Below are 16148 nucleotides of genomic sequence, written 5' to 3'. Positions count from 1 at the left end.
TGTGAATTTCAACGCTACCCTAATCGGTCAGACGGTCGCCTTTATCATCTTCGTGTGGTTTTGCATGAAGTTTGTATGGCCCCCTTTGATGAATGCCATCGAAGAGCGCCAAAAAAGGATTGCTGACGGTCTAGCTGATGCTGATCGTGCGGTAAAAGACCTGGAGTTGGCACAAGCGAAAGCGACTGACCAACTAAAAGAAGCCAAGGTAACGGCTAATGAAATTATTGAGCAAGCTAACAAGCGTAAAGCTCAAATAGTTGAAGAAGCCAAAACCGAAGCAGACGCTGAGCGTGCTAAAATCATCGCTCAGGGTAAAGCAGAAATTGAAGCTGAACGTAATCGCGTCAAAGAGGATCTGCGTAAGCAGGTTGCTACTCTTGCCATCATGGGTGCTGAGAAGATCCTTGAGCGTTCTATTGATCCAGCCGCCCACAGTGACATAGTTAATAAACTAGTCGCTGAAATTTGATAAGGGAGTTGAGTTATGGCTGAATTAACCACCATCGCTCGCCCTTACGCAAAGGCAGCTTTTGACTTTGCTATTGAACAAGATGCAGTGGATTCTTGGGCTGAAATGCTCACGTTTGCCGCATTGGTGAGTGAAAACGAAACCATGCAACCACTGTTAGCTGGCTCTTTAGCCAGCACTAAGCTCGCAGCACTCTTTATTAGTGTGTGTGGTGAGCAAGTCAATGTGCAAGGTCAGAACCTGATAAAGGTAATGGCTGAAAACGGTCGCTTAAAGGTGCTACCTGCTGTATCTCAGTTATTTACTGAATACCGTAATGAGTGGGCAAAAGAAGTAGAAGCCGATGTGGTTTCTGCAACTGAGCTGAGCTCTGAACAACAACAGCAGATTAGTATTTCTTTAGAGAAACGTCTCGCACGCAAAGTTAAGCTGAATTGTAGCACTGACGCCGCGCTCATCGCCGGTGTAATCATTAAGACAGGAGACCTAGTCATCGATGGCTCGGTCCGCGGTAAGTTATCGCGTCTGTCTGATAAGCTGCAGTCGTAATTGGGAGTTTGAGCATGCAACTGAATTCCACTGAAATCAGCGATCTGATTAAGCAGCGGATCGAGCAGTTCGAAGTCGTTAGCGAATCTCGTAACGAAGGTACTATCGTTGCGGTAAGTGACGGCATCATCCGCATCCACGGCCTAGCCGACGTGATGCAAGGTGAGATGATCGAACTGCCTGGTAACCGTTTTGCAATCGCGTTGAACCTTGAACGTGATTCTGTCGGTGCCGTAGTAATGGGTCCTTATGCTGATTTAGCAGAAGGCGTAAAAGTGAAAACGACTGGCCGTATTCTGGAAGTTCCAGTTGGTCGCGGTCTTCTTGGCCGCGTTGTTAACACTCTAGGTGAGCCAATTGACGGTAAAGGACCTATCGATAACGATGGTTTCTCGCCAATTGAAGTTATCGCACCAGGTGTTATTGAACGTCAGTCTGTTGATCAACCAGTTCAAACTGGTTATAAAGCCGTTGATGCCATGATCCCTATCGGTCGTGGTCAGCGTGAATTGATCATTGGCGACCGTCAAACTGGTAAAACAGCAATGGCGATCGACGCAATTATCAACCAGAAAAATTCTGGCATTAAATGTGTATACGTCGCGATTGGCCAAAAGGCTTCTACTATCGCTAACGTAGTACGCAAGCTAGAAGAACACGGTGCTTTAGCTAACACTATCGTTGTTGTTGCAACTGCTTCTGAAGCCGCTGCTCTACAATACTTAGCGCCATATTCTGGTTGTTCTATGGGTGAATACTTCCGTGACCGCGGTGAAGATTCTTTGATCGTATACGATGATTTGTCTAAGCAAGCAGTTGCTTATCGTCAAATTTCGTTACTGCTCAAGCGTCCACCAGGCCGTGAAGCTTACCCAGGTGACGTATTCTATCTACACTCACGTTTATTAGAGCGTGCATCACGCGTTAACGCGATTTATGTAGAGAAGTTCACTAAAGGTGCAGTAACTGGCAAAACTGGTTCTTTAACCGCGCTGCCGATTATTGAAACGCAAGCGGGTGACGTTTCTGCATTCGTACCGACCAACGTAATTTCTATTACCGATGGTCAGATCTTCCTTGAGACCGATCTGTTTAACTCTGGCCTACGTCCAGCGGTTAACCCAGGTATTTCTGTTTCTCGTGTTGGTGGTGCGGCTCAGACTAAGATCATCAAGAAACTGTCTGGTGGTATTCGTACCGCACTAGCACAGTATCGTGAGCTTGCTGCGTTCTCGCAATTTGCATCTGATCTTGACGATGCAACACGTGCTCAGCTTGAGCATGGTGTGCGTGTTACCGAACTGATGAAGCAAAAGCAATATGCTCCTATGAGCGTAGCCGCTCAAGCTGTGTCTATTTTCTCAGCTGAAAAAGGTTACCTGAAGAGTGTTGAGCTGAATAAGGTCGGTAATTTCGAAGCCGCTCTGCTCTCGTTCATGAACAGCGAGCATGCTCCTTTAATGAAGCTTATCAATGATACTGGCGATTATAGCGCTGATATCGAAGCTGAATTAAAAGCTGGCCTCGACAAGTTCGTAGCAACCCAAACCTGGTAACAATGATAGAGGTGTCTTAAGACACCTCAGGTCCAGATTGGAGAGTAGAGATGGCCGGCGCTAAAGAGATTAAAACCAAGATCGCGAGTGTGAAAAACACTCAGAAGATCACGTCCGCCATGGAAATGGTGGCAGCCAGCAAAATGCGCAGAGCGCAGGAACGCATGGCTGCGAGCCGTCCATATGCGGAAAGCATGCGTAAGGTGATCGGTCACGTCGCGCAAGGTTCTCTCGAGTATAAACACCCCTATTTAGAGGTGAGAGAGGCTAAGCGGGTTGGTTACATTGTTGTAGCAACCGACCGTGGCCTTTGTGGTGGTCTGAACGTTAACCTTTTCAAAAAGGTTATTGCAGACGTGAAAAGCTGGAAAGCCCAAGGTGCAGAATTTGAATTTTGCCCTATCGGTGCACGTAGTGTGCAGTTTTTCAAAAACTTCGGTGGACAAGTGTCTGCTCACGCTTCAGGTTTAGGCGATGCTCCAAAGCTCGCTGACTTGATCGGGACAGTCGGTGTCATGCTAGAAGCTTACAACGAAGGCAAGCTGGATCGTCTGTACGTGGTATTTAACAAATTTGTGAATACTATGACGCAGACTCCTGTGATCGAGCAGCTGCTACCTTTGCCTAAATCAGAAGATGATGAAACTGCTCATCGTTGGGATTATATCTACGAGCCAGATCCAAAAGCACTTTTGGATACTTTATTGGTCCGTTATGTAGAATCTCAGGTTTACCAAGGTGTTGTTGAAAACATTGCCTCTGAACAAGCTGCCCGTATGGTGGCAATGAAGTCGGCAACAGACAACGCGGGTGAGCTTATCAACGACTTGCAACTGGTCTATAACAAGGCCCGTCAGGCTGCGATTACGCAGGAACTGTCGGAAATTGTTTCTGGTGCCTCTGCGGTTTAGGTTAGGTAACGAATACAAGTTTTAGAGGATTAATCATGAGCACAGGTACTGTTGTCCAAGTGATTGGCGCGGTTGTGGACGTAGAGTTCCCACAAGATGCCGTACCTCAAGTATATGACGCTCTGAAAATCGTAGGTGAAGGCCCGTGTAATGGTTTGGTGCTGGAAGTTCAGCAACAGCTAGGTGGTGGTGTAGTTCGTACCATCGCTATGGGTTCTTCTGACGGTCTGCGTCGTGGTCTTGAAGTAGTAAACTCAGGTTCACCTATTACTGTTCCAGTTGGTACCGCCACTCTTGGCCGTATCATGAACGTATTAGGCGAGCCTATTGATGAAGCGGGTCCAATCGGTGAAGAAGAGCGTTATGTTATTCACCGTACAGCTCCTTCATACGAAGATCAATCAAGCTCTACTGAACTGTTAGAGACTGGTATCAAGGTTATCGACCTTGTTTGTCCATTCGCTAAGGGCGGTAAAGTCGGTTTGTTCGGTGGTGCGGGTGTTGGTAAAACAGTTAACATGATGGAACTGATTAACAACATCGCTAAAGCCCACTCGGGTCTTTCTGTATTCGCCGGTGTAGGTGAACGTACTCGTGAAGGTAACGACTTCTACTACGAGATGAAAGATTCTGGCGTTCTCGACAAAGTGGCCATGGTTTATGGTCAGATGAACGAGCCTCCAGGTAACCGTTTGCGTGTTGCACTGTCTGGTCTGACTATGGCTGAGAAGTTCCGTGACGAAGGTCGTGACGTACTGTTGTTCGTTGACAACATCTATCGTTATACCTTAGCCGGTACTGAAGTATCTGCACTGTTAGGTCGTATGCCTTCTGCGGTAGGTTATCAACCAACATTGGCTGAAGAGATGGGCGTTCTGCAAGAGCGTATCACTTCAACTAAGACGGGTTCTATTACCTCTGTACAAGCGGTATACGTACCTGCGGATGACTTGACCGATCCGTCACCAGCAACAACCTTCGCTCACTTAGATGCGACTGTTGTACTGTCACGTCAAATTGCTTCTCTGGGTATTTACCCAGCGGTTGACCCATTGGATTCGACTTCACGTCAATTAGATCCATTGGTTGTTGGCCAAGAGCATTATGACGTTGCTAACGGCGTGCAAACTGTACTGCAACGTTACAAAGAGCTGAAAGACATTATTGCGATTCTGGGTATGGATGAATTGTCTGATGAAGACAAGACTGTCGTATTCCGTGCTCGTAAGATTGAGCGTTTCTTATCTCAGCCTTTCTTCGTAGCAGAAGTCTTTACTGGATCTCCTGGTAAGTACGTTTCTCTGAAAGACACTATCCGTGGCTTTAAGGGTATTTTGAACGGTGAGTTTGATCACCTGCCAGAACAAGCGTTCTACATGGTTGGCTCAATCGATGAAGTCATCGAGAAAGCGAACAAAAAGAAATAACTAAGTATTCATACTTAGTTTTTTAAGGAGAACGGGATGGCAGCCATGACAGTACATCTTGATATTGTAAGCGCAGAGAGCAAAATCTTCTCTGGTCGTGTAGCTTCGCTGCAAGTGACTGGTTCTGAAGGTGAGTTGGGCATAATGCATGGCCACGCTCCTTTGCTTAGTTATATCAAACCTGGCATGGCGCGCATCGTCAAGCAAGACGGCAGTGAAGAAGTGTTTTACCTTTCAGGTGGTATTCTGGAAGTGCAGCCTTCTTCTGTCTCCGTATTGGCTGATGTGGTTATGCGTGCCAAAGATATTGATGAGCAAGCGGCATTAGAAGCTAAGCGTCGTGCAGAAGCCCATATGGCAACTGCTGGCGCTGACTTCAATTATGACGCGGCTATGGTTGAGTTAGCTAAGGCTATGGCTCAATTACGTGTTGTTGAAACCATCAAGAAAAACATTGCCAGATAAGGTTATTGTTTGTGAAAAAAGGCGACCCTATGGTCGCCTTTTTTGTGTCTAAAAATGGGATAGATTGGCATTCTTGTATGTCTTTGATTGATTAGCATCGCTATCTACTTCGCTTTTCGATGTGCTTTCCGTTAAAATTGCGCCACTAATACCAATCGTATTAAATATCTGTTCATTCAGCGGGAGTTCAACGCGCTTTAGACAAGGCGAAGGCTTGAAGGCATAGTGGTGCTCTGTCGAAAGCCTTGAACGCAGTATGAAGCGCGTTGAAACCCGCCCTTTGGGAGCCTCACAGGCATCCCACTCCCGTGTTGCATTGATTTAAAAGGGAATAACCATTTCTGCGTCAATGCGCCTTGGATTGAGATGCCTGTGAGGCTCTGAACTGATTAGATATTTAATGTGATTGGTATACGACCGTAATTTTTTCACCCTCTTGGGTATTTGTTCAAGGATCTGGTAATGGCATTAAATGTAGTGATCTTAGCGGCTGGCAAGGGAACACGGATGCGCTCTGATCTTCCTAAGGTATTACATCCCATCGCCCATAAGAGCATGGTGCAACATGTCATCGATACCGCTAATAAAGTTGGCAGTGACTCTATTCAGTTAGTCTATGGTTATGGTGCCGACAAGCTACAAGCCTGTTTGGGTGAGCAACAACTTAACTGGGTATTGCAAGCCGATCAATTAGGCACAGGTCATGCGGTTGCACAGGCTAGCCCACATATCGCCGACAGCGATACAGTACTTATTCTTTATGGCGATGTGCCGTTGATCCAAACATCGACTCTCGAAGCATTACTCGCCGCCCGTCCTGAAAATGGCGTTGCTATTTTAACAGTGAATTTAGCGAATCCTATGGGTTATGGCCGTATTGTCCGTGAGCAAGGAAAAGTCATTGGAATTATTGAGCAAAAAGATGCGACTGCAGAACAGTTGCTGATCAACGAAATTAACACCGGCATCATGGCGGTTCCGGGTAAACAACTTAAAACTTGGTTGAGCCGTTTATCGAACAATAATGCCCAAGGCGAATATTATCTAACGGATATTATTGCTATGGCGCACGCTGATGGCGTTGCTATTGATACTGCTCAGCCACAATCGGCCATTGAAGTCGAAGGCGCCAATAATCGCGTGCAATTAGCGCAACTTGAACGTGCTTACCAAGCTCGTGAAGCCGACAAGCTCATGTTGGCGGGGGCGAACCTTCGCGACCCAAGCCGTATCGATATCCGTGGTGAAGTCACTGTTGGTATGGATGTGATGATCGATATTAATGTGATATTCGAAGGCAAAGTGACCTTGGGTAATAATGTCACTATTGGCGCAGGCGCGATTTTAATTGATTGCGAGATTGCCGATGATGCTGAGATCAAGCCTTACTCTATTATCGAAGGTGCTACGCTTGGCGTTGCTGCCAGTGCTGGCCCATTTGCACGTTTACGTCCGGGAGCAGAACTTAAGCAAGATGCACATATAGGCAACTTTGTTGAAGTGAAAAAAGCGGTGATTGGCGTTGGATCCAAAGCTGGACACTTAGCCTATTTAGGCGATGCCATCATTGGTGATGGCGTCAACATTGGTGCTGGCACTATTACCTGCAACTATGATGGCGCGAATAAGCATCTTACTGTTATCGAAGATAACGTCTTTGTCGGTTCTGACACTCAGTTGGTGGCTCCAGTGACCATAGGTAAAGGGGCAACTTTAGGGGCCGGTTCAACGATTACCCGCGATGTAGGTGAGAATGAGTTAGTGATCACTCGTGTTAAACAAAAACACCTCACTGGTTGGCAACGTCCAGTGAAAATTAAAAAGTAAGTTTTAAAACTCAACTTAATGTCAAAAAAGCGGCCATGTGCCGCTTTTATCTTTATTGTGTTCAATGTGTTGCACTAAAAAGCCTTTTTATTAAGTAATGCTTAATAATTAAGATTTTCTTCATGTTTTTGTGGTATGGGCAAATTGTTGGTTTTTAAGTTAATTTGATCACTATCACACGCAATTGTAAATTTTCGTAAAGAAGAGAAAATAAAAACACTTCTCATTTATATTGCCTGCAATTCTAAGACGAAAGGTCTATTTGAGGTGTTGGCAATGGTATTTAAATATTCAGTTATAGGTTTAGCTGTAGGCTCGGCATTAATGGCTATGCCGGTTATTGCAGAAGTGGCGAGCGATAAAAATATTGAGCGCATCAATGTGACTGGCCGTACTTTTAACGACTATAAAGTCGGTAGTGCATCGGGTGCCATGCGTGGCGATATCGACTTAATGGATACTCCACAGTCAGTTAATGTTATCCCTGATTTTGTGACTGATGAACAGTTGGCAACCAATCTAGCGGAAGTATTAGTTAATGATTCGAGTGTGACAGCGGGAACCACGCGCTGGAACCGTCAAGTCTTCAGTATCCGCGGCTTCGAGCTCGATTCGGGTAATGGTTATCTTATCAATGGCCATCAACAATGGTCTCACTACGTACAACCAATTGAAACTTTACAGCAAGTCGAAGTATTGAAAGGTCCTTCGAGCATGTTGTACGGCCAATCTGGCCCTGGTGGTTTAGTGAATATGGTCACTAAGAAACCGACCTATGATTCAATGCTCGATTTAGGTTTTGATACTGATGGTTTTGGTTCGACCCGTGCTCAGCTAGATGCTGGCGGCAGCTTAAATGATGCTCAGAGTCTTCGTTACCGCGGCGTGTTAGTGAAGCAAGACACAAAATACTGGCGTGAGTATTCCGCTAACGATGAGAACCAAGAGCGTGACCGTTGGTTGGGCTACTTAAACTTAGAATTTGATGTCAGTGATGATGTTCTGTTATCGGTTAAGTACGATCATACCCAAGATAAAGCAGGCATTGATGCGGGTGGGTGGTTAGATAAACAAGGTAATGTTATCGGTGAACGTAAAACAGTATGGGATGCACCTTGGGCCTTTACCGATAACACAGTCTCTAACTTAGGTGCCGATCTAACTTGGCAGATGAGTGATGATTGGAAAGTTAAAGTCGGCTATAACGATCAACAATTTAATCGTCAACGTTTTGATTCTGCTCCCCAATATACGGAAGACCCATTCACTAAGGGGTATAGCATCAAACCATTCGATCGTTACGACGATTGGCAGCATAAAACCGCTTTCGTGGACTTTACGGGTGAATTTACCTTAGCGGGCATGGAGCACCAATTCCTTATTGGTGCTAACTACTTAGACTATTTCTACCAGCAGCAAATTCAGCGTGGGGCAACTCAAACCGTTATTCCTGGGCAAACGGTAATTGAGCCAGATCTTGATTACCACAATGGCAAAAAAGGTACCCCAAGCGAATACAAGTATTACGGTTTTTATTTACAGGACTTAATGACGCTTAATGAGCAATGGAAATTGCTTGCTGGCGTGCGTTACGACGAACAGAAAAAAGATGGTTATGGCGAAAATAGCTATGCCGTATCGCCTAAGTTTGGTGTGATCTACTCGCCAATGAGTAATGGCAATATTTACGTTAACTATTCAAAAAGCTTTACACCACAAGGCGCGGTAAATAACGAATTCGATGTCAACGATGGACTGAATTTAAAGCCAGAATACGGTATTCAATATGAACTGGGTACTAAGTGGGAATTGTTTGACGATAGCCTGTTATTAACCGCAGCGGTATTCGATATTACGCTCGAAAACATCACAATTTCAGAGAAATTATCAGCACCAATTGGTGATTATACCGATATCACTACTCAGGGTGGTGAACAGAAACATCGTGGCTTTGAAATGGGAGCACAGGGTCAAATCGGTGATAGCTGGTTTGTGACTTCTTCCATGATGTATTTAGATGCAGAGTATCAAACGGGAGATGCCCGTGAAGGTAAAACTCCGATTGATGCCCCTGAGTGGTCGGCCAATATCTGGACCCGTTACGAAGTGACTGACAATTTTGCTATGAACTTCGGTGCTATCTATGTGGGTGAGCGTTTTGCCGATCTCGATAACACTATTACTAAAGATGGTTATGTGCGTTTCGATATAGGTGCAGCCTACACTATGGATATCATGGGCAAAGATGTGAGCCTTCGCGCCAACGTGAGAAACCTCTTCGATACCGATTATATCGATGGTGGTCAGTACAATATGGTCACTATTGGCCAAGACCGTAACTTCAGTGTTGCAGTTGAAGCTAAGTTCTAAAATTCATAACGTTTTAAATCCATTAAAAGCAGTTCATCCCTAAAGGATAAACTGCTTTTTTATTGGTTGGTTTTTAAGTTCACAATTTTAAATTAATTAAAATGACTCGCGATCATGCAAAAGTGTGTTTCGTATGACTAGCAAAAAAGTTTCGTTTCACTATAATGAACCTTTCGAATCGAAACTTAACTGAAAGGTTTTATGAATAAACGAAACACACAGCAGCGTCGCCACAGCATAATCACCATATTGAACGAACAGGGTGAAGTGAGCGTTGATGAACTGTCGTTACGTTTTGAAACCTCAGAAGTGACGATTCGTAAGGATCTCGCCGCGCTTGAGAAAACGGGTTTATTATTGCGCCGTTACGGTGGCGCCGTGGCGATTCCAGACGAAGTTACTCAACAGTTCTCTGCTAAAATTGCGCCTAATAAGCTGTCTATTGCGAAAACCGCCGCGCAGCTGATTAAAGATCACAATCGCATTATTATCGATAGTGGCACTACGACGTCAGGCTTGATTGAACAGCTGAACGATAAACGTGGACTGGTAGTCATGACGAATGCCCTGCACCTTGCTAATGCCATCCATGAACTCGAAAACGAGCCAACCTTATTGATGACCGGTGGCACTTGGGACCCGCATTCTGAATCCTTTCAAGGTCAAGTCGCCGAGCAAGTGTTGCGTTCATATAATTTCGACCAACTGTTTATCGGTGCCGATGGTATCGATCTTGAACGCGGGACCACCACCTTTAACGAGTTAACAGGCCTAAGCAAAGTGATGGCCGAAGTTTCCCGCGAAGTGATCGTTATGGTCGATTCAGACAAAATCGGCAAGCGGATCCCTAACTTAGAGTTACCGTGGTCCAAGGTCAGTGTGTTGGTCACCGACTCACGTATCGACGAGAGTGCGCTCAAACAAATTTCAGATCAGGGCGTGCGAGTTATGTTAGCGCCCTATGCTCATTAGACAAAATAGCTTAACAACTTCATTTTAATTTATAGGTAAAGACTATGTGTGGAATCGTAGGCGCCGTGGCGCAAAGGGATGTGGCTGAAATTCTGGTAGAAGGCTTACGCCGTTTAGAATATCGCGGATATGACTCTGCAGGCGTTGCCGTTATTCACAATGGTGAACTCAACCGTACGCGCCGCGTTGGCAAAGTACAAGAGTTGTCGGCTGCGCTTGAAACTGACCCATTAGCAGGCGGAACCGGTATCGCGCACACTCGTTGGGCGACTCACGGTGAGCCGAGTGAGCGTAATGCTCATCCGCATTTATCGGAAGGTGATATTGCCGTGGTGCACAACGGTATTATCGAAAACCACAATAAACTGCGCGAAATGCTTAAAGGTTTAGGTTACAACTTTAGTTCAGATACCGATACCGAAGTGATTTGTCACTTAGTGCACCATGAGCTGAAAACCCATAACACTCTACTTGGTGCTGTACAAGCCACAGTTAAACAACTCGAAGGTGCCTATGGCACAGTCGTTATTGACCGTCGTGATAGTGAACGTATGGTTGTTGCTCGCTCTGGTAGTCCATTGGTGATTGGTTTTGGTCTAGGTGAAAACTTTGTCGCTTCAGATCAACTCGCCTTATTACCCGTCACTCGCTCATTTGCTTTCCTAGAAGAAGGTGATGTGGCCGAAGTGACCCGTCGCAGCGTGAGTATTTTCGACTTAAACGGTAATGCCGTTGAGCGTGAAGTCAAAGAATCTGAAATTACCCACGATGCCGGTGACAAAGGTGAATATCGCCACTACATGCTAAAAGAGATTTACGAGCAGCCATTGGCACTGACGCGCACTATTGAAGGTCGTATTGCTAACAAGCAAGTGCTAGACACTGCTTTTGGTGATAACGCGGCTGAGTTCTTAAAAGATATCAAACACGTGCAAATCATCGCCTGTGGTACTAGCTACCATGCGGGCATGGCGGCACGTTACTGGTTAGAAGATTGGGCTGGCGTATCGTGTAACGTCGAAATTGCCTCTGAGTTCCGTTACCGCAAGTCGCACTTATTTCCAAATAGCTTATTAGTTACGATTTCACAATCGGGTGAAACTGCCGATACTTTAGCGGCCATGCGCTTAGCGAAAGAAATGGGTTACAAAGCCACATTGACGATTTGTAATGCACCTGGTTCATCACTGGTTCGCGAATCTGACATGGCTTACATGATGAAAGCGGGCGCTGAGATTGGCGTGGCATCCACTAAAGCGTTCACAGTACAGCTTGCTGGCTTATTAATGTTGACTGCGGTGATCGGTCGCCACAATGGCATGTCTGAGCAAATGCAGGCCGACATCACTCAAAGCCTACAATCTATGCCAGCTAAAGTGGAACAAGCTTTAGGGCTAGATGCTGCGATTGCTGAATTGGCTGAAGATTTTGCCGATAAACACCATGCGTTATTCCTTGGCCGTGGCGATCAATACCCGATTGCGATGGAAGGCGCCTTAAAGCTGAAAGAGATTTCTTACATTCATGCTGAGGCCTATGCCTCTGGCGAATTAAAACACGGCCCATTAGCGCTTATCGATGCCGATATGCCTGTTATCGTCGTTGCGCCAAACAATGAATTGCTCGAAAAACTGAAATCGAACGTCGAAGAAGTGCGTGCCCGAGGTGGACTCATGTATGTGTTTGCCGACGTGGATGCCGAGTTCGAGTCGGATGACACGATGAAAGTGATCCCTGTGCCACACTGCGACATCTTTATGGCGCCGCTGATTTACACTATTCCGCTACAGCTATTGTCGTACCATGTTGCGTTGATCAAAGGTACCGACGTGGACCAACCACGCAACCTAGCAAAATCTGTAACAGTAGAATAAATATAAGCACTTAAATAAAAACCGCCTTTATTGGCGGTTTTTTCATTTAGATTCACGACAAAAAGACGATTAACTTATAGCAATAGTAAATGCTGGTGGCTTAGCTTTCTATGCTGGAATGGCATCTAGCTCGTGCTGCTTTTTTGCCTCAATGCGTTTCCATACTTTGTCGTGGAAGTAAAACACCACTGTGTTAATCGCGGGTTCAACTAAGGCCACTGCGCCGCCGACGACTACGCTGCCAGTTAATAAATAGGTTACGGTAAAAGCGACGCTAAAATGTAGTACAGCAAAAGTGAGTGTCTTAGTCATGATCTTGTCCTCTAAATAGGCTCCCAGCGGGAATGTTTAGATGATAACAATTCTCATTAAAATTAAAAGCCGTGTTTTCAGATTAGTTTAAACGGTTTTATCTATTTATCCGTTGTAAAAAACATAAAGCCCTCACGATAGAGGGCTTTGAGCATTTAAACGTAAATTAATACAATTCTAAAATTAGTAGTGCCAAGGGAAGGCTGAAAAATCTTGATCGCGTTTTTCGAGGAAGGCATCGCGTCCTTCCTGTGCTTCGGCGCTCGCATAGGCTAAACGCGTCGCTTCACCGGCAAATAATTGCTGACCGACCATACCATCATCAGTCATGTTGAAGCCGTATTTAAGCATACGCATAGCCGTAGGTGATTTAGAGTTAATCTCTTTCGCCCACATTAATGCTTCGGTTTCTAGCTCTGCATGGGGAACGGATTTATTAACCATACCCATGTTGAAGGCTTCATCAGCGCTGTAGTTAAATCCGCAGAAGAAGATTTCGCGGGCACGTTTTTGACCTATCATCTTGGCGAGATAAGCACTGCCATAACCTGAGTCGAAGCTCGCAACATCGGGATCGGTTTGTTTAAATATTGCGTGTTCTTTCGAGGCTAAGGTTAAGTCGCACACTACGTGTAAACTATGGCCGCCACCCACCGCCCAGCCCGGCACAACGGCGATGACCACTTTAGGCATAAAGCGGATCAGGCGTTGCACTTCTAATATATGTAAGCGGCCCATTCTGGCTTGATCGGCCTTACCTTCTTCAGCGCCTTCATATTTATAGCCATCTTTGCCGCGAATACGTTGATCTCCACCTGAACAGAACGCCCAGCCACCATCTTTTGCCGAAGGACCGTTACCCGTAAGCAGTACGCAACCCACATCAGACCATTGGCGTGCATGGTCGAGTGCGATAAATAACTCATCAACGGTTTTAGGTCGGAAGGCGTTACGGCACTCTGGGCGATTAATGGCAATGCGTACTGTGCCGTGCGCTTTGGCTCTGTGGTAAGTAATATCGTCGAAATGAAATCCACTGACTTCATCCCATAGGGTGGGATCAAAAATGTCTGATACTTGTTGGGTCATGATTCATAGGCCTTTATGCTGTAATGCTTCAAAGGCTAGGCGGAATCATATATAAGGTCAATCACCTAAGTCTAAACCTTAGCGCTATATAGCAAAATCCCGTTTGCCTATGAGTCTGTAATGATTAAAGGTGATCACATAGATAAAGCTGATTATCTTTGCTAAACACTGGATGTTGAGGTGCCATAGTACCACAATAGTTAGCCTTAAAGTCGGCAATAGACTCGGGTGTCATTGGAATTTGATTGAAGGCTTCGAGTTCTAATGTGGATAAACGTTCTATGATGTCGGTTCTTACCTTAGTCAGTTTATGGTCGATTTTAATAATTTTTGTTCCTGTCATAGAGTCAACTTTATTCTCTATTTCTTTGATCATCGCCTCAGTCTTTGCAATAGGAACATCTAATTTATCTGTTTCTGTGTATAAGTAATATAAAGCACCCGCGAGTAGCGCCAATATGATCCAACCTTTCATCTTTTAGTCCAACATAAGTGAATAACCATTAAGAATATGGGTATAATAAGCTAGTTTTCGTCCAATATTAAAGCAGTAAAAGGCTGTAACGATGAACTCAGAATCTAACAACAAGGACTATTCGAAAACCAATCGAATTAAGATTCACCAGCCAGATGCGAGTAAAGCTGATCGCTTTAATCCTCGTAATCGGATTTATGTCCGAGCCATAGACGGTTTGTGGAGTAGCGTACGTCGCCGCATGGGCTGGATCGCCATGTTATTTTTCCTGCTTTTACCTTGGATCCCTTGGGGCGACCGTCAAGCCGTATGGTTTAACTTGGGCGAACAAAAGTTTCACGTCTTCGGTTTAACGATTTGGCCGCAGGATCTCACCTTGCTTGCAGCGTTGTTTATGATCGCTGCCTTCGCTCTGTTTTTTGTGACCACCTATCTTGGCCGTGTTTGGTGTGGATACACTTGCCCCCAAACAGTATGGACCTTTATGTTCATCTGGTTCGAGGAAAAACTTGAAGGCGCACGCAATAAACGCATTAAGTTAGATCAAATGCCATGGAGCTTTGACAAACTCTGGCGTAAAACGGCAAAACATACGGCCTGGCTATTGCTCTCACTGATGACGGCGATGACCTTTGTGTCCTATTTTGTGCCAAGTCGTGAAGTCTATGTCGACGTATTTACGCTTAATGCTTCTGGCGGTATCTACTTCTGGGTCGTGTTCTTTACACTTGCCACATACGGCAATGCGGGTTGGATGCGTGAAATCATGTGTATCCACATGTGCCCTTATGCTCGTTTCCAAGCGGCCATGTTCGATAAGAATACTTTTATCGTGGGTTACGATACTAAACGTGGTGAGACCCGTGGTCCGCGCTCACGCAAAGATGACCCTAAAGAGCTAGGGCTTGGCGACTGTATCGACTGTGACTTGTGTGTGCAGGTATGCCCTACGGGAATCGATATTCGTAATGGTCTGCAATATGAGTGTATTAACTGCGGCGCTTGTATCGATGCCTGCGATCAAACCATGGATCGTATGGGATATGAAAAAGGGCTTATCAGTTATACCACCGAGAACAAGTTAGAAGGAATTAAGCAAAAAGTGCTGCGACCTAAACTTGTCGGTTATGGCGTGGTACTGATAGCGATGATATTAGTCTTTATATACTCCAGTGCGACCATAGCGCCTGTGCGTATGGACATCATTCGTGACCGCAACCAGCTCTATAGAGAGAACAATCAAGGTTTGATTGAAAACACCTTCACCTTGAAGATTCTTAATAAGACAGAGCAATCCCACGAATACACTATGAGTGTCGAAGGATTAGACAACTATAAATGGTACGGTCCAACTTCGGTCACTATTGCGGGTGGTGAAGTGTTAACTCTCCCTATTAGTGTAGGTATCGATCCGGTTGAGCTGTCTCGTTCAGTTACTAATATCGAGATAAAAGTGAAAACTCATATCGACGGTGAAGAAGTCGAAGTTGAGCAAGAATCTCGCTTCTTTAGTCCATAGATAACAGTATTTATGATGATCTAGCTGAGCGTGACTCATATAGATTGCCAGACTTAATCGAGATAAAGGGGCTTTTTAGCCCCTTTTTTATACGTATCGTTTGATAAGTAAACGTCTAAACCATTAATCGTTATTTTCCTACAAAAAGCCCTTGCACAAAATCTCCTGCTCCCTATAATGCGCATCCACTGACACGGCAGACAGCGTTAAGCAGCCTGATGTGACAGTTCATCGATGAGTTTACTGATTGATGAGTGTTGAGAAAGTTTGCAAAAACTCCTTGACGCGAAACGGGAAATGCGTAGAATACGCAGCCCTAGCCAACTGGAA

Annotated in this window: 15 protein-coding genes; 11 read left to right on the top strand and 4 right to left on the bottom strand. The window is 45.2% G+C overall.

Going from position 1 to position 16148, the window contains the following annotated elements:
* The first annotated feature begins 1 nt into the window (after nt 1).
* From atpF to GWI56_RS18070, 6 genes are read left to right on the top strand one after another with little or no spacing between them, the layout of a single operon-like run.
* On the top strand, nt 2-472 hold the full coding sequence (atpF, locus tag GWI56_RS18095; protein WP_006083841.1) for a F0F1 ATP synthase subunit B: 471 nt from the start codon (nt 2-4) through the stop codon (nt 470-472).
* A 15-nt stretch (nt 473-487) separates the two neighbouring features.
* Nucleotides 488-1021 carry a F0F1 ATP synthase subunit delta gene (gene atpH, locus GWI56_RS18090; protein WP_006083842.1) on the top strand — a complete coding sequence of 178 codons (534 nt, stop codon included), beginning with the start codon at nt 488-490 and terminating at the stop codon, nt 1019-1021.
* A 14-nt stretch (nt 1022-1035) separates the two neighbouring features.
* Complete coding sequence (gene atpA / locus GWI56_RS18085; protein ID WP_168827626.1) at nt 1036-2577, top strand: F0F1 ATP synthase subunit alpha; 1542 nt, start codon at nt 1036-1038, stop codon at nt 2575-2577.
* A 50-nt stretch (nt 2578-2627) separates the two neighbouring features.
* The gene (gene atpG, locus GWI56_RS18080; protein ID WP_006084762.1) at nt 2628-3488 is read left to right on the top strand and encodes a F0F1 ATP synthase subunit gamma; all 861 of its coding nucleotides are present in this window, start codon (nt 2628-2630) and stop codon (nt 3486-3488) included.
* 35 nt (nt 3489-3523) lie between these two features.
* Nucleotides 3524-4915: a F0F1 ATP synthase subunit beta gene (gene atpD / locus GWI56_RS18075; RefSeq protein WP_105250791.1), complete on the top strand. Its 1392-nt coding sequence runs from the start codon at nt 3524-3526 to the stop codon at nt 4913-4915.
* 36 nt (nt 4916-4951) lie between these two features.
* Nucleotides 4952-5380, top strand: coding sequence for a F0F1 ATP synthase subunit epsilon (locus GWI56_RS18070; RefSeq protein ID WP_105250790.1), 429 nt, complete (start codon nt 4952-4954; stop codon nt 5378-5380).
* Between the two features lie 48 nt (nt 5381-5428).
* Here the strand turns inward: GWI56_RS18070 and GWI56_RS21770 are convergent, their stop codons facing one another.
* Nucleotides 5429-5701: a hypothetical protein gene (locus GWI56_RS21770; RefSeq protein ID WP_263204327.1), complete on the bottom strand. Its 273-nt coding sequence runs from the start codon at nt 5699-5701 to the stop codon at nt 5429-5431.
* Nucleotides 5702-5842: 141 nt separating this feature from the next.
* Here GWI56_RS21770 and glmU point away from each other — a divergent pair, with 141 nt between their 5' ends.
* The 4 genes from glmU to glmS all read left to right on the top strand — a co-directional run bounded on the left by glmU (nt 5843) and on the right by glmS (nt 12423).
* Nucleotides 5843-7207: a bifunctional UDP-N-acetylglucosamine diphosphorylase/glucosamine-1-phosphate N-acetyltransferase GlmU gene (glmU, locus tag GWI56_RS18065; protein ID WP_198573708.1), complete on the top strand. Its 1365-nt coding sequence runs from the start codon at nt 5843-5845 to the stop codon at nt 7205-7207.
* Between the two features lie 276 nt (nt 7208-7483).
* Nucleotides 7484-9577: a TonB-dependent receptor gene (locus tag GWI56_RS18060; protein ID WP_198573707.1), complete on the top strand. Its 2094-nt coding sequence runs from the start codon at nt 7484-7486 to the stop codon at nt 9575-9577.
* A gap of 201 nt (nt 9578-9778) precedes the next feature.
* The gene (locus tag GWI56_RS18055; RefSeq protein ID WP_198573706.1) at nt 9779-10549 is read left to right on the top strand and encodes a DeoR family transcriptional regulator; all 771 of its coding nucleotides are present in this window, start codon (nt 9779-9781) and stop codon (nt 10547-10549) included.
* Between the two features lie 44 nt (nt 10550-10593).
* Nucleotides 10594-12423, top strand: a complete 1830-nt coding sequence (gene glmS / locus GWI56_RS18050; protein ID WP_198573705.1) for a glutamine--fructose-6-phosphate transaminase (isomerizing) — start codon at nt 10594-10596, stop codon at nt 12421-12423.
* A 108-nt stretch (nt 12424-12531) separates the two neighbouring features.
* On the opposite strand, the gene GWI56_RS18045 is transcribed toward glmS, so the two are convergent.
* The 3 genes from GWI56_RS18045 to GWI56_RS18035 form a co-directional block, all read right to left on the bottom strand.
* Nucleotides 12532-12735 carry a DUF2061 domain-containing protein gene (locus GWI56_RS18045; protein WP_105250772.1) on the bottom strand — a complete coding sequence of 68 codons (204 nt, stop codon included), beginning with the start codon at nt 12733-12735 and terminating at the stop codon, nt 12532-12534.
* 183 nt (nt 12736-12918) lie between these two features.
* Nucleotides 12919-13824 carry a 1,4-dihydroxy-2-naphthoyl-CoA synthase gene (locus GWI56_RS18040; RefSeq protein ID WP_198573704.1) on the bottom strand — a complete coding sequence of 302 codons (906 nt, stop codon included), beginning with the start codon at nt 13822-13824 and terminating at the stop codon, nt 12919-12921.
* Between the two features lie 124 nt (nt 13825-13948).
* Entirely contained in the window at nt 13949-14299 is a 351-nt protein-coding gene (locus GWI56_RS18035; RefSeq protein WP_105250770.1) for a hypothetical protein, read from the bottom strand.
* A 91-nt stretch (nt 14300-14390) separates the two neighbouring features.
* Between GWI56_RS18035 and ccoG the strand changes: the two genes are divergently transcribed.
* A complete protein-coding gene (gene ccoG, locus GWI56_RS18030) occupies nt 14391-15818 on the top strand; it encodes a cytochrome c oxidase accessory protein CcoG (protein WP_105250769.1) in 1428 nt (475 codons plus the stop codon).
* Nucleotides 15819-16148 lie beyond the last annotated feature (330 nt).

This window comes from Shewanella sp. DW31, assembly GCF_015767295.1.
Taxonomy (GTDB): Bacteria; Pseudomonadota; Gammaproteobacteria; order Enterobacterales; family Shewanellaceae; genus Shewanella; species Shewanella oncorhynchi.
This window is presented reverse-complemented; position numbering and strand designations above follow the sequence as displayed.